Genomic DNA, 21,313 nt, shown 5'->3' on the forward strand with positions numbered 1-21,313 from the left:
GCGCACCGCGCAGCGTGCCGGCCGGCCGCGACATGAGTCGGACCGGCATCGCATCGCGCCGCCCGCTCCGAATTCGCCCGGGCACGCCGAAATAGACCGTTAGTTGCGATTCGAGCATCAACGCCAACCGTTACGCCAGCGGCGTGATCATCTCCCGCGCAATCGCGCAGAACGCGGCCGTGGCCGCGCTTTCGCCGTGCAGCCGGCGGCTCATGATGATCGGCGACGTCGCGGCCGGCTCTGGCAACGGCCGGTACACGACGCCCTTCACGCGCACGCCCTCCACGCTCTCCGGCACCAGCGATACGCCAACCTTGGCGGCGACCAGCCCGAGCGCCGTCTGCAGCTCGCGCACCTCATGAACGGCCGCCGGCACGAGCGCGCCGTCGCGCAGTGCGGATAGCTGCTGGTCCGCGAAGCTCGGTCGCGGCGTGCTTGGATAGACGATCAACGTCTCGTTCGCGATATCCGCGAGCGTCAGCGGCCGGGCCGGATCGGCGAGCGGATGCCCGACCGGCAGTGCCGCGATCAGCTTTTCCTCGATCAGCGCCTCGCGCACGAGCTGGTCGTCGTCGAAACGCAGGCGGCCGAACCCCACGTCGATCCGTCCGCCCTTCAGCGCACCGAGCTGTTCGAGCGTGAACATTTCGATCAACGACAGCTCGACGGCCGGCTGCTGCTCGCGGAATGCACGGATCACATCCGGCAGCGCGCCGTACAGCGTCGACGGCACGAAGCCGATCACGATCCGCTCCGACAACTGCGCGAGCCGCCGCGTCAGCGGGCCGAGCTCGTCGGCCTGGTCGACGAGGCGCTTCGCCTGCGCATAGAACACGCGCCCCGCATCCGTCAGCTTCAGCGGCCGCGCGCCGCGCTCGAACAGCGGCAGCCCGATCTCGTCCTCGATCGCCTGGAGCTGGCGGCTCAGCGGCGGCTGCGTCATGTGCAGCCGCTCGGCAGCCCGCGTGATGTTCATTTCCTCGGCGACGGCGATGAAGTAGCGGAGCTGACGCAATTCCATTTCATGCCTCAAAGGTATGGAAGTAGTCGGAAAGAGTGTTGGACGACGCGGGGCGGGAATTCCTACCATGTGCACCAACAGGAGGAATCGCATGATAGCAACTGCCGCCACCATCGAACGCATCGAGACGCTGCTGGTCGACGTGCCGACGATCAGGCCCCACAAATTGTCGGTCGCCACGATGAATTGCCAGACCCTCGTGCTGGTCCGTGTTCGATGCACGGACGGTATCGAAGGCGTCGGCGAGGCGACGACCATCGGCGGCCTCGCGTACGGCGAGGAGAGCCCGGAAAGCATCAAGGTCAACATCGACACGTACTTCGCCCCGCTGCTGCAGGGCATGGACGCGACACGCCCGGGCGCCGCGATGGCGCGCGCGCGCAAGCTGTTCCAGGGCAACCGCTTCGCGAAGTGCGCGATCGAGACCGCGCTGTTCGACGCGCAGGCGCGCCGTCTCGGCGTGCCGTTGTCCGAGTTGTTCGGCGGCCGCAGGACCGATGCCGTCGATGTCGCATGGACGCTCGCGAGCGGCGACACGCAGCGCGACATCGCGGAAGCCGAGGCGATGCTCGACGCGCGTCGCCATCGCGCGTTCAAGCTGAAGATCGGCTCGAACGCGGTCGACGACGACGTCGCGCACGTGATCGCGATCAAGCGCGCGCTCGGCGATCGCGGCGACGTGCGCGTCGACGTCAACCAGGCGTGGACCGAAACCGACGCGATCCGGGCCGGCGCGCGGCTTGCGGACGCCGGCGTGAGCCTCGTCGAGCAGCCGATCGCCGCGACCAACCGCGCGGGACTGAAACGCCTCACGCAGCTCGCGCAGGTTCCGATCATGGCCGACGAGGCGCTGCACGGCCCCGTCGATGCGTTCGCGCTCGCGCAGGATCGCGCGGCCGACGTGTTCGCGGTGAAGATCGCGCAATCGGGCGGCCTGCAGGGCGCGGCGAGCGTCGCGTCGATCGCGTCGGCGGCCGGCATCGAACTGTACGGCGGCACGATGCTCGAGGGCGCGGCCGGCACGATGGCGTCCGCGCAACTGTTCAGCACGTTCGACTCGCTGAAATGGGGCACCGAGCTGTTTGGCCCGCTGCTACTCACCGAGGAAATCCTCGTCGAGCCGCTGCGTTACCAGGATTTCAAGCTGCACCTGCCGGCGACGCCCGGCCTCGGCATCACCTTCGACTGGGCCCGCATCGAACGGATGCGACGCGACGCCCGCTGATCCCCACACGACAACCGAAACCGGAGACACAGATGAACAAGCAAGCCATCGACGCACTGCTGAAAACCTTCGACGACGCCGCCGAGAAACCCGGCGACCCGCGCGTGCGCGCGATCGTCAACCGGATCGTGAAGGACATCTGCTACACGATCGAGGATTTCGACGTGCAGCCGAGCGAATTCTGGACTGCGCTCAACTACCTGAACGAAGCCGGCCGGGAATTCGGGCTGATCGCCGCGGGCCTCGGCCTCGAGCGCTTCCTCGACGTGCGGATGGACGAGGCCGAGGAAAAGGCCGGCGTCCAGGGCGGCACGCCACGCACGATCGAAGGGCCGCTGTACGTCGCCGGCGCACCGGAATCGGCCGGCCATGCGCGTCTCGACGACGGCACCGATCCGGGCCAGACGCTCATCATGCGCGGCCAGGTGCTCGGCAACGACGGCGCGCCGATCGCGAACGCGCTGGTCGAGGTGTGGCATGCGAACCATCTCGGCAACTATTCGTACTTCGATCAATCGCAGCCCGCGTTCAACCTGCGTCGCTCGATCCGCACCGACGCCGAAGGCCGCTACAGCTTCCGTAGCGTGCTGCCGGTCGGCTACAGCGTGCCGCCGGGCAGCAAGACCGAACAGCTGCTCGACCAGCTCGGCCGCCACGGCCATCGTCCGGCGCACATTCACTTCTTCGTTTCGGCGGACGGTTATCGTAAGCTGACGACGCAGATCAACATCGAAGGCGATCCGCATCTGTGGGACGACTTCGCATTCGCGACGCGCGAAGGGCTGATCCCGGCGGTCAAGCAGGCCGAAGGCGCGGAAGGCAAGCCGTATGGCGTCGACGGGCAGTTCGCGCTGATCGATTTCGATTTCTCGCTGCTCAAGGAAAAGCAGGACGTGCCGGCGAGCGAAGTCGAGCGTCTGCGCGCGCAGGCCTGAGCGGGCCTCTCATTCGACGAACCGACAACGCAAGGAGTGCAGGATGCTGTTTCATGTGGAAATGACCGTCCGTCTGCCGACGGACATGGATCCGGTCAAGGCGGCGACGCTGAAGGCGGACGAGAAGGCGATGTGCCAGCGCCTGATGAACGAAGGAATCTGGCGGCATCTGTGGCGCATCGCCGGGCGGTATGCGAACGTCAGTATTTTCGATGTCGAGAGCGTGCAGCAACTGCATGACTTGCTGAGTCAGCTGCCGCTGTTTCCGTATATGGAGCTCGAAGTGCGGGCGCTGTGCCGGCATCCTTCGTCGGTGCGGGAAGACGACCGGTAAGCAAAGGCGAGTGCGGCCGTGACCAGCGGCCGCGAGATGGATGACGCGGGCGGCCGGCGAGTTCTTGCAGGCCGCCCGTGTCGTTTTGCATTCGGCGATTGACGGTGTCGCCCGCCATCAGGATGCGGGGCAATCGTCACGCCGCCAGATGCGCCGCAAACCCCGCCTGCTCCGGCGCGATCTCCGCCTTCAGCGTCAACGCCGGGATTTCGTAATCGCCGGTGTTCTGCCGCCGGAACGGAATCGGCTGCGTCGTCCACAAATCGTCGAGACGCTGGCCGAGCGCCGCGCGCGTTTCCTCGAAGCGCGTTTCGTTCATCTTTCCCGTCCGGTAGATCACGAACGGCGGCAGCACGTCGAAGCCCGGGTAATACAGGATCCCGTGCTGAATCGGGAACAGCACGTCGTCGATCGGCCCGTTGATGCCGCGCGCGCTGTAGTGCGACGCCCACCCGCCCGCCGTGACGATCACCATCGCCCGCTTGCCCGCCAGCGAACCTTCGCCATAGCGATCGCCCCAGTGCGTATCGGAATGCTCGCCGACCCCGTAGGCGAAACCGTATGCGTACACGCGCTCGACCCAGCCCTTCATGATCGCCGGCATCGAGAACCACCACAGCGGAAACTGCAGGATCACTGCGTCGGCCCACTTCAGCTTGGCCTGTTCGCGCGCGATATCTTCGCTTTGCGTACCCGCCGCGAACGCGCGCTTCGAGTCGAGCGCCGGATCGAAGCGTGCGTCGGGCGAGCGGTCCGTCACATCGTTCGCATCGAACGCGGCCTTCCAGTTCATCGCGTACAGATCGGTGACCTGCACCGCATGGCCGGCCGCTTCGAGATGCTCGACGGCGAAGTCGCGCAGCGCGCCGTTCAGCGAACGCGGTTCCGGATGGGCATAAACGATCAGCACATTCATGTTCGGTACTCCGTGGATTGAATTGAATGACTGCAGGATGCCGTTGCCGCAGGTATATTGGAAATGAATTTCCGATATTCCAGGTATATCGATGAACAATCTCAGGCGACTGGATCTGAACCTGCTCGTGACGCTCGATGTGCTGCTCGCCGAGCACAACGTCACGCGGGCGGCCGAGAAGCTGAACATGTCGCAGCCGTCGGTCAGCGTGCAGTTGCAGAAGCTGCGCGACGTGTTCGGCGATCCGCTGCTGCTGCCCGGGCCGCGCGGCATGCGTCCGACGGCGCGCGCGGAAGCGCTGCGCGAGCCGTTGCGGGAAGCGCTCGACGCGGTCGAGCGCGCGGTGCTCCCGGCCACGCCGTTCGATCCCGCGACCGCGACGAACACCTGGCGCGTGGCCGCGACCGACTACGGCGAAACGACGATCGTGCTGCCCGCGCTGCACACGTTGCGCTCAGCCTCGCCCGGCACGCGGCTCGCGGTGGTCGAACTCGTGCCGCCACGCATCGAACACGATGCGGCAAGCAGCGGCATCGATCTGGCGTTCCACACGACGGAGGGCTCACCGGAAGGGATGCGGCGCCTGCCGCTGTTCGTCGAACGCTATGTGCTCGTCGGCCGCGCGGGGCACCCGAAGCTGAAACGAAAGCCCACGCTCGCGCAGTTCGGCGCGCTCGAACACGTGATCGTGTCGCCCGACGGCGGCGGCTTCTTCGGCGTGACGGACGCGGCGCTCGCGCAAGCGGGCGCGACGCGACGCGTCGTGCTGTCGGTCCCGCATTTCCTGTTCGTGATGTCGGCCGTCGCCAGCACGGATCTCGTCGCGATGCTGCCCGAGCGGCTGGTGCGCGACACGCCGGCGCTGCGGGTCGTCGAGGCGCCCGTCGATGTGCCCGGCTACGAGATGTCGATGCTGTGGCACGAGCGCGTGCATCGCGACCCGGCGCACCGGTGGCTGCGCGAGACCATCGCGGCAGCGGTGTAGGCTGAATCTGGCGGCCGGATTTGGCGCGGCAAGAAACGGGCGTGTCGGACGGCGCCCGGGTGCCGGCTTCGATCGGCTTCGCCATGGCTGCCCCGCCCTCCCGCAGGATTCTTCATTCAGGACTTGAAACCGCCTCGAACACTGTATATATTTACAGTGCTTTTGCACCATTTGACCCGAATTCCGTCACCCATCGACGGACGGATTTTTGTGAGGCGACCATGTTCCAGTCATCCGCATTCGATCCCGAGCAACCCGGCTTCAACCCGAGCCACTTCGAGCGCGCCGCGCGGCAGGCGGTCGTCGATCTTCAGCGCGTCGTCGGCGCCCCCGCGCAGCGGGCGCTCGGCCTGCGGCGGCGCAGCCATCCGGCGGCGGTTCGCACGATGAGCTGGCAGGCGCTGCTGAATGTCGAGGAGCTGGCGTTCTCGAACGCCGGTTTCCTGAACCGCAACGACCCGACCGTCGTCGATGCGTTCATCCGGCTGCGCGACAGCCGGATGGTCGCGGCGGACATCGACGAAGCCGTCGACTGGAAACGCGACGACGACGATCTGCCCGCCGTCTATCTGATCGTCAAGGCGATGCTCGAAGCGGAAGAAACCGAGACGCAACGCGTCGAGATGGAGTGATGCCGGCCGGCGCGGCCTTCCCTTCCGGTCAGGCCGCGCCGGTGCAAACGCCGATTCCCGGGGGCCGCACATGCCATCGCGGCCACGCGCCGCCGCGCCATCGCACCACCAGGCATCCGCCCGTCAAAGCCGCGCCGCGAGCCTCGCGCCCTGGTCGATCGCGCGCTTCGCATCGAGTTCGGCGGCCAGTTCCGCGCCGCCGATCAGGTGCACGGAGCGGCCGGCCGCCTGCAGCGGTTCGACCAGCGCGCGCTGCGGCTCCTGCCCGGCGCAGAGCACGATCGTGTCGGCTTCGATCAGCTCATGATCGGTGCGCTGCTCGCCGTACGACACATGCAGCCCGCGCGCATCGATCAGCTCGTAGTTCACGCCGCCGACCATCTTCACCTGCTTCATCTTCAGCGTCGCGCGGTGAATCCAGCCCGTCGTCTTGCCGAGCCCCTTGCCGAGCGGCGCGGCCTTGCGCTGCAGCAGCGTCACGTCGCGCGCGGCCGGCGCGGCCTTCGCGCGCGTCACGCCGCCACGCGTCGCCGCCGGATCGGTCACGCCCCATTCGGCCTTCCACTCGTCCAGATCGAGCGCCGGCGACACGCCGTCCTGCACGAGAAACTCCGCGACGTCGAAGCCGATCCCGCCCGCGCCCACCACCGCGACACGCTGGCCGACCGGCCGCTTGCCCGCCAGCACGTCGATATAGCTGAGCACGTTCGGCCCGTCCTGCCCGGGAATCTTCGGGTTGCGCGGCGACACGCCGGTCGCGAGCACGATCTCGTCGTAGCCGCCCGCGATCAGGTCGCTCGCGTCGACGCGCCGGTTCAGGTGCAGGTTCACGCCGGTCAGCTCGACCTGGCGGCCGAAGTAGCGCAGCGCTTCATGAAACTCTTCCTTGCCGGGAATCTGCTTCGCCATGTTGAACTGGCCGCCGATCTCCGACGCCCCGTCGAACAGGTCGACGTGATGGCCGCGCTGCGCGAGCACGGTCGAGCACGCAAGCCCGGCCGGCCCGGCGCCGACCACCGCAATGCGCTTCGGCTGCTGCGCGGGCGCGTACTTCAGTTCCGTCTCGTGGCACGCGCGCGGATTCAGCAGGCACGACGCGATCTTGTTCTTGAACGCGTGATCGAGACACGCCTGGTTGCAGCCGATGCAGGTGTTGATCTCGTCGGCGCGGCCCTGCGCGGCCTTGACCACGAACTCGGCATCCGCGAGCAGCGGGCGCGCCATCGACACCATGTCCGCGCAGCCATCCGCGAGAATCTGCTCGGCCACCTCGGGCCGGTTGATCCGGTTGGTCGTCACGAGCGGGATGCCGACCTCGCCCTTCATCTTCTTCGTCACCCATGCGAACGCGCCGCGCGGCACCGACGTCGCGATCGTCGGCACGCGCGCCTCGTGCCAGCCGATCCCCGTGTTGATGATCGTCGCGCCCGCGCGCTCGACGGCCTTCGCGAGCTGCACGGTCTCGCTCCAGTCGCTGCCGTCCGGAATCAGGTCGAGCATCGACAGCCGGTAGATCAGGATGAAGTCGCGGCCGACCGCCTCGCGCGTGCGCTCGATGATCTCGATCGGCAGCCGGATGCGGTTCTCGTACGAGCCGCCCCACTGGTCGGCGCGCTTGTTCGTATGCATCGAGATGAACTGATTGATCAGGTAGCCCTCGGAGCCCATGATCTCGACGCCGTCGTAGCCGGCTTCGCGCGCGAGCTGCGCGCAGCGGACGAACGCGCGGATCTGCCGCTCGACGCCACGCGCGCTCAGTTCGTGCGGCGCGAACGGCGAGATCGGCGACTTGATCTTCGACGGCGCGACCGCGAACGGGTGATAGCCATAGCGGCCGGTGTGCAGAATCTGCAGCGCGATCTTGCCGTCCTCGGCATGCACGGCGCCGGTGATCTCGCGATGCCGCAGCGCGGCGGCCGACGTCATCAGCGTGCCGCCGAACGGCTTGGTCCAGCCGGCCACGTTCGGCGCGAAGCCGCCCGTCACGATCAGGCCGACGCCGCCGCGCGCGCGTTCGGCGAAATATTCGGCGAGCCGCGGCAGCGTCTTGCGGCTGTCCTCGAGGCCCGTGTGCATCGAGCCCATCAGCACGCGGTTCTTCAGCGTCGTGAAGCCGAGATCGAGCGGCGCGAGCAGATGGGGAAAGGGGGTCGTCATGATGAGCCTGCCAATAAGCAATGCATGAATCGTAGGCCGCACGCCGCCTTGAACGTGAGGGGGCAAACAGCCATAATGCTTGTCATTTCCGGCCAAAACGACATGACTTCTCCACCCGCCAAGGACCGCCTCGGGCTGCGCCGGCCGACGATTCCGGTCGCCTATACGCGCCTGCTGCTGCAGGCGCTGGCCGCGCGCGGCGTCGACCTGGCCGCCGTGCGCGCCGGCACGGGCCTGCGCGACGCGGTGCTGGCCGAACCGGACGCACGCGTCGCGCCATCGCAATGGGGGCGGCTCGTGCTCAATGCGATCGAGATCGGCGGCGATCCGGGCATCGGGCTCGCATTCGGGCTGCTGCTGAAGCCGACCGTGCACGGCTTTCTCGGCTACGCGACGCTGACCGCGCGGGACACCCGCGAAGCGCTGCAGGTCACCCATCGCTACTTCCGGATGCGCAATCGCCAGTACCACTTGACGTATGCGGAGGACGAACACGGCGCGACGCTCGAACTGCATGGCGTGCAGGCGAGCCCGATCCTGCAGCATCACGTGATGTTCGAATTCGTGCTGACGGGGCTCGCGCAGAACATCTCGCAGTGGTCCGGGCGCAACGCGCCGCCGATCGCGTTGCGGTTCGCGTGGCCGGAGCCTGCTTATTTCGCGCGGTATCGCGACCAGTTGCCGCCCGTCGAATTCGGCTGCGCGGCGAATGCGCTGTGGATCGCGCGCGACGCGCTCGACTGGCCGCTGCCGCTCGCCGACGAAGTCGCGCACCGGCAGGCGCTCGTGCAGGTCGAGCGCGAATATGCGCAGGTGCGTCAGGAAGAAGGCGATCTGGTCGAACGCGTGCGCGCGGAGCTGGCGCGCCGGGCCGGCGACTACCCCGGGCCGGACACGCTCGCCGACGCGCTGCTCGTGTCGACGCGCACGCTGCGGCGCCGGCTGGAGGAAGCCGGTTCGAGCTATCGGCAATTGCTCGACGAAGCGCGGTTTCGCGATGCGAAGCAGTTGCTCGCCGCGTCGGATCTCGACCTGAAAACGATCGCCGAGCGGCTGCAATTCACCGACCCGGCGAATTTCACGCGCGCGTTCCGGCGCTGGGCCGGGCAGACGCCGAGCGCGTATCGGGAAGCGGCGGCCGGAGTGATCGTGTCGGCGGCGACCAGAGGACCGGTGCGCGAATAACGCCGAGCCGTCGGCGGCAGGGTGCGGCTGCGGCTACACGCGGATTTCAGCGTCGCGCGCCGGGCAACCCGTCACCCGGCAATACCGGACGATCGGCCGAAACCGTTGGCGTATGATCGGTGCCACATCAAAACCACGCCGCGCGAACCGGCGCCCTCTCCGACCCATGCCCAATCGCACCAACCTGATCGAGGCCACGATCGACCGCGTCGATACCAACCTCATCCGAGTCAAGGCCGATGTCAGGAACACCCCGCCATACCGTTTGACGATGCAGAACGTCTGCTACTTCGTCACGGCCAGCGACGTCGACGCGGAAGCGTTCAAGCAGATCGGGCAACTGAGGCCCGGCATGTCGGCGCGTGCCTGCATATTCGAGCACCGCGGCCGTCGCCGGATCGCCTGGATCAGGAGCGGCAACCTTGCCGTCGCGCCGTACGATGCGGTCGCGCAAAAGCGGCGGAACCTGTCGCTTCTTGCCTGGGCGTCGTGCCTGCTCGTGCTGAGCCTGGGTATCGCTGCCGCGGCACTTCATTCCGGTTGGGCGTTCGTCTCGGCACTGTCCACTGTCGCGGCCATCATCAGTCTGGTGGGCAACCTGCTCGCCATCGGCGGCTTGTCCGACCTGATCTTCCAGCCGCAGCGACGCGAAGCCCAGGATAGCTGGTCATGCGAACCGTCCGGCCTCGACATGGAGCGGAGCAGCCCATGACGAACCAGGCCATGCAGACCGCATCCGGCCGCGTGACGGCAATCGGCCAGCAATCGATCGAGACGAAGGTCTGGAGCAACAACCTGGGCGCGACCACGCAAAGTATCGAGGAAATCACGCTCCAGCTCGATTCGCTCGCGTCCCCCCTCGTGTTCAGGACCAACCGGACGACGCGCCTGTTCATCGCCGACGGCGATCGATTGAATGTCGCCTATGCAGACGGCCAGGATCACCCGATCGTCTATGGCATCCGCAACATGACCGACGGTTCGGCTTATCTGCTGCGCCCCGCCAAAGTCGCCAGCGCCCGGGCCGACCTCGTTGTCATGTTCAGCTGCGTGGTCGCCGCCGCCGTGATCAGCGGGATCGTATCCGTGGTGACGCTCAGCACGGAGTCGATGTTCGACGTGTTTGCGCTGATCAGCGCGAGTGCAATCGGTTTGTGCGTGCTCAGTGCGATCCTGCGCATCCTGTTCGGCGTGATCGTGTGGCCCGAAATCAGAAGACTGGCGCAGCCGGGCGGCAAACGCGAAATGAACGCGGCAACGAAAGCGCTCTCGTTCACGCAGGAAGAAACCCGGCACGTGCGCTTCATCTGACCGGGCCACGCGCGGCCACTGCGCCGGCGAACGAGGCTGCACGCCCCCGATCGCATCGCCGCGGTCACCGCTCGACTCGCCGTCAGCGCGCGCCGTTCGTTCAGGTCAAACCGGATCCGCCCGAACGCGCATCGTCGCCCAGATAAATCCGCGCGCCGCCGTCCCCGTCGCCCGCTTCGATCCGCACCTCTCCGGTTGCGGCGACGATCGCGTCGTAGACGTCATCCGTCACGCACACCACCGGCACCGCGATCGCATACAGCTCGGCGGCCACGATCGCGCCGATCGAGATGATCAGGTCGCGCTCCTTCAGCACGATCCCGACGGGCCCCGTGCCGTTGCGTACGGCTTCCGCGAGCACGCTGCTGCTCGAACTCGAGCCCTTCGCATGCGGCATCACCATCACCTTGCCGGCGAGACTCGCGCCGGCTTGCGGATGCCCGCGATCGACGATCTTGCCCGCGCCCGAGTCGTAGCCGCCCCAGAAACTGAGCGGCTTGTCGAGCACGAACGGGGGCGCGCACGCGCTGCCCGGCACAAGCGTGTCGCCCGTCAAACCCTTGCCCGCCGTTTCAGCCATCGAATCGCACCTTTCCTTCGTATGCCGACCGCACGCATTCGCGCATGCTGCCGTACGCCACCGTGACGCCAATGTTCGCCGGCGCATACGACGCCCATTTCCCCGAGTTGGTCATCACCAGCCCCGACAGTTGCTTCATCACGGGCGTGATGTACGTGCAGGTGTCGACCACGATCTGGATGCCGCGCGCGGCGAACTTGCTCGCCAGGCCGCATTCTTCCAGCTCCCACAAAATGAACCGGCTCGTGTTCACGTAGAAATCGCACGCCGGCTTGCCGTCGAATGCGTCGAGCAACGCGTCGAGCGTGCGGAATTCAGCCAGCGAGAAATGCGGCGTGCCGAGCGCCACCGCGACGAGCGCGTCGCCGTCCGCGCCGTGGTTCAGCGTGCGGCGAATCTCGTCGAGATCGGCCATCGCGACGTCGACCGTCCGTTGCGCCGCGTGCCCGTGCAATGCAGCGTCGAGCGTCGGCGCCTCGGGCGTCACGCCGACCGCATGGAACAGCGCGACGGCCCCGCTCGATGCGGCGGCCGCGCCCAGCGCCTTGAGTTCGTCTTCAGTGGTGTCCGCCGGCAGCCCGACGATCGCCGGCACGACCGCGCCCGCGATCTTGCCGATCAGCAACCCGAGCGCGGCGAAATAGATATCGCGCGACGGCAGGCGGCTGAAGTCCGGCGCGTTGAACACGATCCGCGCGACGCGGTTCGCTTCGACATGCAGCCCCGCATACGGCGCGCGCCCGGTGATCGCGGCGGCCAGATCGAGAAAATCGCCATACCGGCTCGTGCGCGCGCCGAGCACCGAGTTCGCGAACACGATCGCATTGGATTCGGCCCACGCGATCTGCTCGCCCCTTGCCGGACGGTTTTTCAACTGATACGGCGCGCAGGTAAAACTCGATTCGCAGCCGAGTTGCAGATGCGCGTCCATCAGGCGCTGCGCATCGCGCTGGATCGTGCGGTCGCCGTGGTACAGCTCGGGATGGATCAGGTCGAGCGACCCGACGTTCAACGTGGTCGGCACCGCGACCTTCGCACCCGTGTCGACGAAATACTCGACGAAATCGAGACTGGTCTGGCCGTGGTAAAGACAGCCGTCGATATGCGCCGACGTAATGTCGATCAGGTGCGGCGCGGACATCACTTCCGCCGTGCGCGCGACGATCCGCATCGCGCGCGCGACGCCGTCGCCGAAATCCCCGCGCAACATGGCGTCGTCGCGGTCACTCAACTGCAGCATCGGTTGCTCCTCGTGACGCGTGCCGGCGGCGCCGGCCCGTGAAATCCGTCAGAGGACTCTACAACTGGAAATAAAAACTGTCCAGATCACTGTCAATCCGGATAATTTAAAAACCAATTTTCGTTCGTGAATATCGAGAATCCGCACTTCGAAGCCGCCAAAGCGCCCGATGGATCGGATTCCGCTCCAGTTCGTCGCAACGCGTGACCCCGGATGCGGTCGCCCGCCCGCCTAACGTTGCGCGGTGAGGCTGAACAGTTCATCGCGCAACGCCTTCGCGCGCCCCTGGCCGAACTGCGTCTCGAATTCGTCCTGTGCGGCCTGCCACGCGACTTTCGCCTGCGCGAACGTGCGCTCGCCGAGTTTCGTGAGGCTCAGCGCATGCGCGCGCGTATCGTGCTCGGACGCGGCCGTCGCGACGAAACCGTCCCGCTGCAGCGGCTTCAGCGCGCGCAGCAGCGTCGTGCGGTCCATCACGAGGCAATCGGCGAGTTCGCTCATCAGCGTGCCGGGCCGGCGCGTCAGCATCGCCATGATCGAGAACTGCGCGGGCGTGACGCCGACCGGGGCCAGATGGCGTTCGTAAAGTTGCGTGACGAATCGCGTCGCCTGTCGAAGCGCGAGGCAATTGCATGCATTGGCAATGTGAGTGTCGTCCATGCTCCGCAATTTATATGTGCATATGCATAAAGTCAATGTACACTCCGCCGTAACGAGGCCGGTGGCCGGCCGAGCGCGTCCGGCACCCCGCCATCGCGCCAAGGAGACCGACATGGACTACATCGACAAGCTGCGGATTTTCCGGTCGGTGGTGGAAATGCGCAGCTTCACGCGCGCCGCCGACATGCACGGGCTCGCCCGCCCTGTCGTGTCGCGCGCGGTGGCGGATCTCGAGGCGCGCTTCGGCAGCCGGCTGCTGCATCGGACCACGCGCCAGGTGTCGCTGACCGAGACGGCCGAGCGCATTTACGAGCGCTGCGCGGCCGTGCTGGACGAACTCGACGCGCTCGAAGTGGAAGCGCAAACGCAGACGCGCGAGCCCGAAGGCCTGCTGCGCCTCGTCGCGCATACGACGGCCGCGCTGAACCGGCTCGTGCCGCTGATCGCCGGCTTCAAGGCCGCGCACCCGAAGGTGCGCCTCGACGTCACGCTGACCGAGCGCCCGGTCGATCTCGTCGGCGAAGGCTACGACCTCGGCATCGTCGTGCCGTACATGCTGACGAGCGAATCGACTGTCGTGCGGCTGGTCGAGCGCATTCCGGTCGTGATCGTCGCGACGCCCGCGTATCTGCGCGCACATCAGCGCCCCGTCGCGCCGGCCGACCTCGCCGACCATGCGTTCGTGCCGATATCGCCGTCGCTGCGCCGGCCCGCACTGTCGTTCCGCGTCGACGGCGACCTGCTGACCGTGCCGTTCCGTTTCGACATCTCGTCGAACAGCCCCGTCTTCAACCGCGAAATGGTGATGCACGACTTCGGCATCGGCGTCGTGCCGAAAACGCTCGTCGAAGCCGAACTCGCATCGGGCGCGCTCGTGCAGTTGCTCGAAGGCGCCGATCTCGTCGACGCATTCGTCGAGATCAAGCTCGCGTACGCGAACCGCGCGCTGCTGCCCGCGAAGGTCAAGGCGTTCATCGACTACACGGCCGCCTATTGCGACCGCGAAGGCTGGATCGTGCCGGCGGCGGCCTGAATTCGATTGGTACAGCCGTGACACCAATCTGATCCGGCACCGGCCATCGCTTCGCGCCGTCGTGCCACTTAATATGTGTACATGCACAAGACCACGCTCACCGACGACGATTGCTTCGCGGTCCGGCAAGCCGCCCGCCGGATCTCGCAGTTCTACGAGCGTTACCTGTCGCGGGCGGGCGTGACGGCGTCGCAGTACAGCATCCTCGCGCTGCTGCGCGATCGGCCGGGCCTGACGATGGCGACGCTGTCGGCCGTGCTCGTGATCGAACGCACCGCGCTGCTGCGCGCGCTCAAACCGCTCGTCGGTGCGGCGCTGGTGGCGGGCCGGATCGAGCCACCGCACCGCCGCCAGACGTTCGCGCTGACCGCGCATGGCGAAACGAAGATCGCCGACGCGCACGCACACTGGCTCGCCGCACAGCAAGCGTTCGAGCAGCGGTTCGGGTCGCAACAGGCCGCCCGACTCAGAGACGAGTTGTTCCGGATCACGCACAACCTGCCGGAACGCTAACCCCTTTCCCCGATCGACGCCGCGCCGTCGATCGATTCAATAAGTGCATATACATAGGTGAATCGATGGATACGACCCAAACCGCGGTTTCCCGCGAAGCCGCCACAGTCGAACAGCTCGCGAAGCAGCGCCGCCGCGTGCCGTGGATGCGGATCGCGGTGGGCGCCGTCGTCGTCGTGGTCGTCGCGGCCGTGCTCGACTGGCTGTTCGTGCTGCGCTTCCAGGAGAGCACCGACGATGCGTACGTCGGCGGCGACGTCACGGTGCTCGCCCCGAAGGTCAACGGCTTCGTCGACCGGATTCTCGTGACCGACAACCAGCGCGTGAAGGCAGGCGACGTGCTCGTCCGGCTCGATGCGCGCGACTACGATGCGAAGCTCGCGCAGGCCAGCGCCGAAGTCGACAGCGCGCGCTCCGCCGTGACCGAACTCGAAGCGAAGCAGCAACTGCAATACGCGGTGATCGGCCAGCACGCGGCCGACAAGAACGCATCGTCGGCCGAGTTGACGCGTGCCGCATCGGACCGCGTGCGTTACCGCGAGCTCGTGAAATCCGACGCCGTGTCGAACCAGATCGTCGAACGCGCGGACGCCGATTATTCGAAGGCTGGTGCGTCCGTCGAACGCAGCGACGCCGCGCTGCTCGCCTCGAAGCGACAGCTCGACGTGCTCGGCGCGCAGCTCGCCGACGCGCGGGCCCGCGTGAACACCGCGCTCGCCGCGCAACGCGTTGCGGCGCTCAACGTCGAATACACGACGATCCGCTCGCCGGTCGACGGCTACGTGGGCAACCGCACCGGCCGCGTCGGGATGCTCGCGAACGTCGGCGTGCCGCTGCTGACGGTCGTGCCCGCGTCGGGGCTGTGGATCGACGCGAACTTCAAGGAAGACCAACTGCGCAAGATGCGCGCGGGCGATCGCGTCGACGTGTCGCTCGATGCGTCGAGCACGCGCCTGCAAGGCCGCGTCGACAGCGTCGCGCCCGCGACCGGCGCGACCTTCAGCGTGCTGCCCCCCGAGAACGCGACCGGCAACTTCACGAAGATCGTCCAGCGCGTGCCCGTGCGCGTGCATCTCGATCCGCAGCCGGGCATCGAGCACGTGCTGCGCCCCGGCCTGTCCGCGGTCGTGACCGTGCATACCGACCACGCGAACTGAGCGGGAGCCGATCATGACCACCGCATTCTCCGGCGACCCCGCGTCGCAACCGACCAGGCAGCGCGTGTTCGCATTCGCGCTGATGTGCGTCGGCTTCTTCATGGCGACGCTCGACATCCAGATCGTCGCATCGTCGCTGCGCGATATCGGCGGCGGGCTGTCCGCGAGCCAGGATGAACTGTCGTGGGTGCAGACCGCCTACCTGATTGCCGAGATCATCGTGATCCCGATGTCGGGCTGGTTGTCGAAGGTGATGTCGACGCGCTGGCTGTTCGTCGCGTCGGCCGTCGGCTTCACGATCACGAGCATGCTGTGCGGGCTCGCGTGGGACATCAACTCGATGATCCTGTTTCGCGGGCTGCAGGGTGCGCTCGGCGCCGCGATGATCCCGACCGTGTTCACCACCGCGTTCGTGCTGTTTCCCGGCAAGCAGCGGCTGATCGCGTCGACCACCATCGGCGCGCTCGCGTCGCTCGCCCCGGCGATCGGCCCCGTGATCGGCGGCTGGATCACCGACCAATGGTCGTGGCACTGGCTGTTCTACCTGAACCTCGTGCCGGGCATCGCCGTGGCCGCACTCGTGCCGCGCTACGTGCACATCGACGAACCCGATCTCAGCCTCATCAAGCGCGGCGACTATCTCGGCATCGTGCTGATGTCGGGCTTCCTCGGCTGCCTCGAATACGTGCTGGAGGAAGGCCCGCGCAAGAACTGGTTCGGCGACGACGCGATCGTCATCTGTGCGTGGATCTCCGGTATCTGCGGCTTCCTGTTCATCGTGCATGCGCTGACCGCCGAAGACCCGATCGTCGATCTGCGCGCGCTCGCCGTGCGCAACTTCGGGATCGGCAGCCTGCTGTCGTTCGTGACCGGCGTCGGGATCTTCGTGACCGTGTTCCTGACGCCGCTGTTCCTCGCACAGGTGCGCGCGCTCAACTCGCTGCAGATCGGCATCGCGCTGCTGTCGGTCGGCGTGTTCCAGCTCGTCGCGCTGTGCGCGTATGCGTTCGCCGCACGCTACGTCAGCATGCGCGCGTTGCTCGTGTTCGGGCTGATCTGCTTCGGCCTCGGCTGCTACCTGTACACGCCGATCACGCACGACTGGGGCTGGCGCGAACTGCTGCTGCCGCAGGCACTGCGCGGGATCGGCCAGCAGTTCAGCATCCCGCCGATCGTGACGATGGCGCTCGGCTCGCTGCCGCAGTCGCGGCTGAAATCGGCGAGCGGCCTGTTCAACCTGATGCGCAATCTCGGCGGTGCGATCGGCATCGCGGTGAGCGCGACGATGCTCAACGACCGGCTGAACTTCCACTACCTGCGCCTGAACGAGCACGTGAGCGCCGGCGAGCCGCAGGTCGCATCGCTGCTCGATCACCAGGCCGCGTACTGGACGTCCGTCGCCGGCAATACGCTGAATACCGCGCAGGCCGGGCTCGCGAACCTGCATCGCCTGATCTACCGCGAAGCGCTGACGCTGACCTACGCGGATGCGTACTACGCGCTGTCGCTGTGCTTCGTCGTCGCGCTGATTGCCGTCGTGTTTTCCAAACCCATTACGTTGAACGCGCCGCCGCCGGACGCGCACTGAGAACATCATCATGAAGAAGCTACTCGTCGCTCTTGCCGTCAGCGCGTTCGCCGCAGGGTGTGCGGTGCAGCCCGCGCAGCATCCGGCGCTGCACGATTCCGTTCAATCGCTCGCGCCCACTGCATGGGATACCGACGTGCCGCGCGCGGATAGCGACGCCGCCGCATGGTGGGCGCAATTCCACGATCCCGTGCTCGACCGGCTGATCGCGACCGTGCTCGACGGCAACCTCGACTTGCAGGCCGCCGCCGAACGCGTGAAACAGGCGCAGGCGCTGACCGTGCAGAAGCGCGCGGTGCTGCTGCCCGAACTCGACGCGACCGCGCATGCGGCCGACGCGCGCCAGAACACGCCGCCTCCGCTCGGCTATGTGCGGCAGGCCGGCGCGGGGCTCGCGCTGAGCTGGTCGCCCGACGTGTTCGGCGGCGAACGGCTCGACTTGCTCGCCGCGCAGGCCGACCTCGTCGGGCAGAAGCATGCGGAAGACGCGATGCGGCTCGCGCTCGCGGCCGATGCGGCATCCGCGTATGTCGATCTGCGCTGGGCGCAGCAGGAGTTGAAGATCCTGCAGGACAACGCGAAGATCCGGCAGCATGCGCTCGAACTGACGCGCAAGCGGCAGGCGTTCGGGCTGTCGACGGAACTCGACGTCACGCGTGCGCAGAACCAGCTCGATGCACTCGAAGCGCGGATTCCGCCGACGCAGGCGCAGATCTCGCATCAGCTCAATCTGATCGCCGTGTATTCCGGGCGGACGCCGGAGTCGGTCGATCGGCTCGTGTTGGCGCAGGCGGGCGAGATTCCCGCGCCGCCGGTTGGGTCGCCGGGTACGTTGCCTTCGCAGGCGTTATTGCGGCGTCCGGATGTGCTCGTGGCGTATGCGCGAGTCGAGCAGCGTGCGGCGCAGGTGGGGGTTGCGAAAGCTGAGCGGTATCCGAAGTTTTCACTGAATTTGACGGACGGGATTCTGGCTGCGTCGTATCTCGGGTTGCCGACGTTGACCGACAACCTGTTCAGCGCCGCATTGAGCGCGACGAGCCCGATCTTCAACGCGGGGCGCATCACGGCCGACATCGCACAGAGCGAAAGCCGGATGCGCGAGTCGGAACTCGGGCTGCGGCAGACGATGCTGCAGGCGCTGAGGGAAGTCGAGGATGCGCGTGCGAATCTCGTTAGCTCCGATGAAGCGACACGGAAGCTCGATAGCGCGCTTTCCGCATCGGACAAGGCGCTTGGGTTGGCGAATCAGCTCTACAAAGGCGGTGCGACGGATTTTCTCGATGTGCTGTCGGCGCAGGAGGTGTATCTGCGGGATTCGGATTCGCTCAATCAGGTCAAGCGCGAGCACGCGCTGGCGGCAGTCGCGCTTTATCGGTCGCTTGGGAGTGGGTGGAGCAGGAATGAGGCGGAGGGTGGGCCGGAGGTGGAGGCCGTGGCGAAAAATTGAAGCCGGGTATCTGATACGAATGCAGGCCGCGTCGACGGCCTGCACCTTTACGCAAGCATGGCCGCCCGGCTCCGCCGGCGCGACTCTATTCAAGTTACAGCGGCGGCCGCTTCAGCTTCACCCAGCGCTGCACCGACGGCCGCTCCCACTGCGCGCGCGCATAGTCGGCGAGGCGCTGCGGCACCGGATCGTCATTCAGCACCAGACGGTTCAGCATCACCGCCAGATCGACATCGGCAATGCTCCACTCGTCGAACAGGTTTGCCGCGCCCGGCGCGAGCAATTTGTCGGCGGCCGCGAACAGCTTCTGCGAGGCAGCCTGCGCCAGGCTCGACAGCGGCTCGCTCGACGGGCCATAGAACAGCACTTCGGTCGACCGTTCCGTGCGGATCGGCATCAGGTCGCTGCGCAGCCACGCCTGCACTTGCCGCGCCCGCGCGCGCTGGCGCGGATCGGCCGGATAGAGCCGCGTGCCCGGGAAGGTCTCGTCGAGATACTCGGTAATCGCCGACGATTCCGACAGCGCGAAATCGTCATGCACGAGCGTCGGCACGCGTTGCGTCAGCGACGTCGCCGCATAGTCGGGTGCGAAATGCGCGCGGTTGCCGAGATCGACGGTCACCAGTTCGTACGGCAGCGATTTTTCCTCGAGCGCGACGAAGGCCGACATCGCGTAAGGGCTCGTGTATTGCGCATCCGCGTAGAGACGGAGATTACCGGTTTGCACTGCAGGCTCCTTGTGGGTGCGGAGGTCGGCGACCGCGGGTCGGTGCGCCGACGAACTCCGGGTGGGTCAATGCGGTGTGTGCGACAGATTAGCAGCGGCGGGAAAGGCGGTGTTGGTGGTTTGGTGTGCGCTGCGGTCGCTGCGTGGTCATCCGGCGTCGGGCCAGCGGTATCCGATCACTTCGCTCAACGGGTATTCGAGTTCGCGCACTTCTTCCAGTTGATTGCCGCCGAACAGATGCACGTGTTCGTCGTCGTGACGCAGGTAGAAACCGACATGCCCTTTCCAGCTCGCGGGATCGTCGCGCGTCAGGATGGCGATGCAGCCGTAGACCGGGCGCTCCAGCGGCCGGCCCCATTCGAGCCACGAGCGAGCGAGTGCGGAGCCCGTGCCGCGAATGCCGGCGTGCTTCATGCACCAGTTGACGAACGACGAGCACCAGGAAATCTTGTCGTCGTAGCCGACCAGGTTCGTCTGGTTGTTGTATTCGACGATGCGCGGGTTGATGCTGCCGGGCGGGTGGCGGCGGATGCCGAGTTCGGCCAGGGCGACGGGCATCCAGGGCGGATGGGCGGCTTCCGGATTGCTCTCAGGGTTCGATCGGGTCACGTCGTTCTCGGGCGAGTGTCAGTGTGATTTCGCTCAATCTTCGCACGAATACGGCGAATCTACAGCGCCCTTCACGGCTTGCGATTTTCGCTCGATCCGCCCGTATCATGTCGGCAGCGCCATCGACTCCCGTTCCCGCCATGCGCATCACGCCCCTGCCGCCCCTTCAGTGCCTCGTCGCGTTCGAAGCCGCCGTGCGGCACGCGAGCTTCACGAAGGCCGCCGCCGAACTGCATCTCACCCAAAGCGCGATCAGTCGCCAGATCCAGCAACTCGAGGAATTCCTCGGCCGCTCGCTGTTCGTCCGCGAGCATCGTTCGCTGCGGCTGACGATCGCCGGCGAGCAATACGCGGCGCAGGTGCACCACCTGCTCACGCAATGCGCGGAAGCCACACACGACGTGATGAAGCCGTACGGCGATCTCGAACTCACGATCGCGTGCTCGTCCGGCGTCGCCGTGCTGTGGCTCACACCGCGCCTGCCGGCATTCCGCACCGCGTACCCGAACATCAAGCTGCGCCTGATCGTGCGCGATAGCCTTGCCTCCATGTCGCCGGCGGAGTTCGACGTCGGCGTCTACTACGTGCGCCAGCAGGCGCCGGACGAGTACACCGCGCGCCGCCTGTTCGACGAGGAAGTGTTTCCCGTCTGCGCGCCGGGCTATCTCGCCGGCCGCACGCTCGACGCGGCCGATCTCGCGAACGAAACGCTGCTGCGCCTCGAGGACGGGCAGCGCCAGTGGATGTCGTGGTCCGAATGGTTCGACATGAACGACGTCGACCGGCAGAAGGCGCAGCCGCAGGACATCACGATCAACTCGTATCCGCAGATCGTGCAGATGACCATTCTCGGCCAGGGTGTGTCGCTCGGCTGGCGCTACATGATCGACGCGTGCATCGAGGCCGGCCTGCTCGTGCGCGTGACCGAAGCGTCCGCGAGCCACGGCGGCGGCTATTACGTGATCTCGCCGAACGACCGCGTGCAGAACCAGGCCGCGCGCCTGTTCACGCGCTGGCTATTCGAACAGGCGGAGCAGCAGACCGCGCCCTGAACGCGA

General features: G+C 66.7%; 22 protein-coding genes. 14 read left to right on the plus strand and 8 right to left on the minus strand.

Annotated features, from left to right (window positions below):
- Positions 1-130: 130 nt before the first annotated feature.
- The gene (locus tag CUJ89_RS28390; protein WP_114180615.1) at positions 131-1,021 is read right to left on the minus strand and encodes a LysR family transcriptional regulator; all 891 of its coding nucleotides are present in this window, start codon (positions 1,019-1,021) and stop codon (positions 131-133) included.
- Between the two features lie 91 nt (positions 1,022-1,112).
- Between CUJ89_RS28390 and CUJ89_RS28395 the strand changes: the two genes are divergently transcribed.
- From CUJ89_RS28395 to catC, 3 genes are read left to right on the plus strand one after another with little or no spacing between them, the layout of a single operon-like run.
- Entirely contained in the window at positions 1,113-2,246 is a 1,134-nt protein-coding gene (locus tag CUJ89_RS28395) for a muconate/chloromuconate family cycloisomerase (protein ID WP_114180616.1), read from the plus strand.
- A gap of 32 nt (positions 2,247-2,278) precedes the next feature.
- A complete protein-coding gene (gene catA / locus CUJ89_RS28400; RefSeq protein ID WP_114180617.1) occupies positions 2,279-3,181 on the plus strand; it encodes a catechol 1,2-dioxygenase in 903 nt (300 codons plus the stop codon).
- Between the two features lie 43 nt (positions 3,182-3,224).
- Positions 3,225-3,515 (plus strand): muconolactone Delta-isomerase, encoded by a 291-nt coding sequence (gene catC, locus CUJ89_RS28405; RefSeq protein WP_114180618.1) that lies wholly within the window; start codon positions 3,225-3,227, stop codon positions 3,513-3,515.
- 136 nt (positions 3,516-3,651) lie between these two features.
- Here the strand turns inward: catC and CUJ89_RS28410 are convergent, their stop codons facing one another.
- Positions 3,652-4,431: an NAD(P)H-dependent oxidoreductase gene (locus CUJ89_RS28410; protein WP_114180619.1), complete on the minus strand. Its 780-nt coding sequence runs from the start codon at positions 4,429-4,431 to the stop codon at positions 3,652-3,654.
- A gap of 91 nt (positions 4,432-4,522) precedes the next feature.
- Here CUJ89_RS28410 and CUJ89_RS28415 point away from each other — a divergent pair, with 91 nt between their 5' ends.
- Positions 4,523-5,416, plus strand: a complete 894-nt coding sequence (locus CUJ89_RS28415) for a LysR family transcriptional regulator (protein ID WP_114180620.1) — start codon at positions 4,523-4,525, stop codon at positions 5,414-5,416.
- A gap of 221 nt (positions 5,417-5,637) precedes the next feature.
- Positions 5,638-6,048 carry a DUF2471 family protein gene (locus CUJ89_RS28420; RefSeq protein ID WP_114180621.1) on the plus strand — a complete coding sequence of 137 codons (411 nt, stop codon included), beginning with the start codon at positions 5,638-5,640 and terminating at the stop codon, positions 6,046-6,048.
- 123 nt (positions 6,049-6,171) lie between these two features.
- Here the strand turns inward: CUJ89_RS28420 and CUJ89_RS28425 are convergent, their stop codons facing one another.
- A complete protein-coding gene (locus tag CUJ89_RS28425) occupies positions 6,172-8,205 on the minus strand; it encodes an NADPH-dependent 2,4-dienoyl-CoA reductase (RefSeq protein WP_114180622.1) in 2,034 nt (677 codons plus the stop codon).
- A gap of 75 nt (positions 8,206-8,280) precedes the next feature.
- On the opposite strand from CUJ89_RS28425, the gene CUJ89_RS28430 reads away from it, so the two are divergent.
- From CUJ89_RS28430 to CUJ89_RS28440, 3 genes are all read left to right on the plus strand, one after another.
- Entirely contained in the window at positions 8,281-9,390 is a 1,110-nt protein-coding gene (locus tag CUJ89_RS28430; RefSeq protein ID WP_114180623.1) for an AraC family transcriptional regulator, read from the plus strand.
- Between the two features lie 166 nt (positions 9,391-9,556).
- Positions 9,557-10,102: a hypothetical protein gene (locus tag CUJ89_RS28435; RefSeq protein ID WP_236654981.1), complete on the plus strand. Its 546-nt coding sequence runs from the start codon at positions 9,557-9,559 to the stop codon at positions 10,100-10,102.
- On the plus strand, positions 10,099-10,701 hold the full coding sequence (locus tag CUJ89_RS28440) for a hypothetical protein (protein WP_114180625.1): 603 nt from the start codon (positions 10,099-10,101) through the stop codon (positions 10,699-10,701). The genes CUJ89_RS28435 and CUJ89_RS28440 overlap by 4 nt, the downstream gene beginning before the upstream one ends.
- 100 nt (positions 10,702-10,801) lie before the next feature.
- Here the strand turns inward: CUJ89_RS28440 and CUJ89_RS28445 are convergent, their stop codons facing one another.
- The 3 genes from CUJ89_RS28445 to CUJ89_RS28455 form a co-directional block, all read right to left on the minus strand.
- Complete coding sequence (locus CUJ89_RS28445) at positions 10,802-11,281, minus strand: aconitase X swivel domain-containing protein (protein WP_114180626.1); 480 nt, start codon at positions 11,279-11,281, stop codon at positions 10,802-10,804.
- Positions 11,274-12,521: an aconitase X gene (locus tag CUJ89_RS28450; RefSeq protein ID WP_114180627.1), complete on the minus strand. Its 1,248-nt coding sequence runs from the start codon at positions 12,519-12,521 to the stop codon at positions 11,274-11,276. Before CUJ89_RS28450 ends, CUJ89_RS28445 begins: the two co-directional genes overlap by 8 nt.
- 231 nt (positions 12,522-12,752) lie before the next feature.
- Positions 12,753-13,181: a MarR family winged helix-turn-helix transcriptional regulator gene (locus tag CUJ89_RS28455; RefSeq protein WP_114180628.1), complete on the minus strand. Its 429-nt coding sequence runs from the start codon at positions 13,179-13,181 to the stop codon at positions 12,753-12,755.
- Between the two features lie 112 nt (positions 13,182-13,293).
- Here CUJ89_RS28455 and CUJ89_RS28460 point away from each other — a divergent pair, with 112 nt between their 5' ends.
- From CUJ89_RS28460 to CUJ89_RS28480, 5 genes are all read left to right on the plus strand, one after another.
- Positions 13,294-14,214, plus strand: coding sequence for a LysR family transcriptional regulator (locus CUJ89_RS28460; protein ID WP_114180629.1), 921 nt, complete (start codon positions 13,294-13,296; stop codon positions 14,212-14,214).
- Positions 14,215-14,295: 81 nt separating this feature from the next.
- Positions 14,296-14,727, plus strand: coding sequence for a MarR family winged helix-turn-helix transcriptional regulator (locus CUJ89_RS28465; RefSeq protein WP_114180630.1), 432 nt, complete (start codon positions 14,296-14,298; stop codon positions 14,725-14,727).
- A gap of 65 nt (positions 14,728-14,792) precedes the next feature.
- Positions 14,793-15,884, plus strand: a complete 1,092-nt coding sequence (locus CUJ89_RS28470) for an HlyD family secretion protein (protein ID WP_114180631.1) — start codon at positions 14,793-14,795, stop codon at positions 15,882-15,884.
- Between the two features lie 13 nt (positions 15,885-15,897).
- The gene (locus CUJ89_RS28475) at positions 15,898-17,472 is read left to right on the plus strand and encodes a DHA2 family efflux MFS transporter permease subunit (RefSeq protein WP_114180632.1); all 1,575 of its coding nucleotides are present in this window, start codon (positions 15,898-15,900) and stop codon (positions 17,470-17,472) included.
- A gap of 10 nt (positions 17,473-17,482) precedes the next feature.
- A complete protein-coding gene (locus CUJ89_RS28480) occupies positions 17,483-18,919 on the plus strand; it encodes an efflux transporter outer membrane subunit (protein ID WP_114180633.1) in 1,437 nt (478 codons plus the stop codon).
- Positions 18,920-19,013: 94 nt separating this feature from the next.
- Here the strand turns inward: CUJ89_RS28480 and yfcF are convergent, their stop codons facing one another.
- Complete coding sequence (gene yfcF, locus CUJ89_RS28485) at positions 19,014-19,646, minus strand: glutathione transferase (protein ID WP_114180634.1); 633 nt, start codon at positions 19,644-19,646, stop codon at positions 19,014-19,016.
- A gap of 147 nt (positions 19,647-19,793) precedes the next feature.
- On the minus strand, positions 19,794-20,204 hold the full coding sequence (locus CUJ89_RS28490) for a TIGR02594 family protein (RefSeq protein ID WP_114180635.1): 411 nt from the start codon (positions 20,202-20,204) through the stop codon (positions 19,794-19,796).
- 191 nt (positions 20,205-20,395) lie between these two features.
- Between CUJ89_RS28490 and CUJ89_RS28495 the strand changes: the two genes are divergently transcribed.
- Positions 20,396-21,307: a LysR substrate-binding domain-containing protein gene (locus CUJ89_RS28495; protein WP_114180636.1), complete on the plus strand. Its 912-nt coding sequence runs from the start codon at positions 20,396-20,398 to the stop codon at positions 21,305-21,307.
- Positions 21,308-21,313 lie beyond the last annotated feature (6 nt).

It is taken from the genome of Burkholderia pyrrocinia, from assembly GCF_003330765.1.
Classification (GTDB): domain Bacteria; phylum Pseudomonadota; class Gammaproteobacteria; order Burkholderiales; family Burkholderiaceae; genus Burkholderia; species Burkholderia pyrrocinia_B.

Coding starts and splice junctions, on each gene's coding strand:
- CUJ89_RS28430 (WP_114180623.1), top strand. CDS start 8,281: ATGCTTGTCATTTCCGGCCAAAACGACATGACTTCTCCACCCGCCAAG.
- CUJ89_RS28415 (WP_114180620.1), top strand. CDS start 4,523: ATGAACAATCTCAGGCGACTGGATCTGAACCTGCTCGTGACGCTCGAT.
- CUJ89_RS28390 (WP_114180615.1), bottom strand. CDS start 1,021: ATGGAATTGCGTCAGCTCCGCTACTTCATCGCCGTCGCCGAGGAAATG.
- CUJ89_RS28455 (WP_114180628.1), bottom strand. CDS start 13,181: ATGGACGACACTCACATTGCCAATGCATGCAATTGCCTCGCGCTTCGA.
- CUJ89_RS28440 (WP_114180625.1), top strand. CDS start 10,099: ATGACGAACCAGGCCATGCAGACCGCATCCGGCCGCGTGACGGCAATC.
- CUJ89_RS28470 (WP_114180631.1), top strand. CDS start 14,793: ATGGATACGACCCAAACCGCGGTTTCCCGCGAAGCCGCCACAGTCGAA.
- catC (WP_114180618.1), top strand. CDS start 3,225: ATGCTGTTTCATGTGGAAATGACCGTCCGTCTGCCGACGGACATGGAT.
- CUJ89_RS28490 (WP_114180635.1), bottom strand. CDS start 20,204: ATGCCCGTCGCCCTGGCCGAACTCGGCATCCGCCGCCACCCGCCCGGC.
- CUJ89_RS28410 (WP_114180619.1), bottom strand. CDS start 4,431: ATGAATGTGCTGATCGTTTATGCCCATCCGGAACCGCGTTCGCTGAAC.
- CUJ89_RS28495 (WP_114180636.1), top strand. CDS start 20,396: ATGCGCATCACGCCCCTGCCGCCCCTTCAGTGCCTCGTCGCGTTCGAA.
- CUJ89_RS28445 (WP_114180626.1), bottom strand. CDS start 11,281: ATGGCTGAAACGGCGGGCAAGGGTTTGACGGGCGACACGCTTGTGCCG.
- CUJ89_RS28395 (WP_114180616.1), top strand. CDS start 1,113: ATGATAGCAACTGCCGCCACCATCGAACGCATCGAGACGCTGCTGGTC.
- CUJ89_RS28420 (WP_114180621.1), top strand. CDS start 5,638: ATGTTCCAGTCATCCGCATTCGATCCCGAGCAACCCGGCTTCAACCCG.
- CUJ89_RS28460 (WP_114180629.1), top strand. CDS start 13,294: ATGGACTACATCGACAAGCTGCGGATTTTCCGGTCGGTGGTGGAAATG.
- catA (WP_114180617.1), top strand. CDS start 2,279: ATGAACAAGCAAGCCATCGACGCACTGCTGAAAACCTTCGACGACGCC.
- CUJ89_RS28450 (WP_114180627.1), bottom strand. CDS start 12,521: ATGCTGCAGTTGAGTGACCGCGACGACGCCATGTTGCGCGGGGATTTC.
- CUJ89_RS28480 (WP_114180633.1), top strand. CDS start 17,483: ATGAAGAAGCTACTCGTCGCTCTTGCCGTCAGCGCGTTCGCCGCAGGG.
- CUJ89_RS28435 (WP_236654981.1), top strand. CDS start 9,557: ATGCCCAATCGCACCAACCTGATCGAGGCCACGATCGACCGCGTCGAT.
- CUJ89_RS28475 (WP_114180632.1), top strand. CDS start 15,898: ATGACCACCGCATTCTCCGGCGACCCCGCGTCGCAACCGACCAGGCAG.
- CUJ89_RS28465 (WP_114180630.1), top strand. CDS start 14,296: ATGCACAAGACCACGCTCACCGACGACGATTGCTTCGCGGTCCGGCAA.
- CUJ89_RS28425 (WP_114180622.1), bottom strand. CDS start 8,205: ATGACGACCCCCTTTCCCCATCTGCTCGCGCCGCTCGATCTCGGCTTC.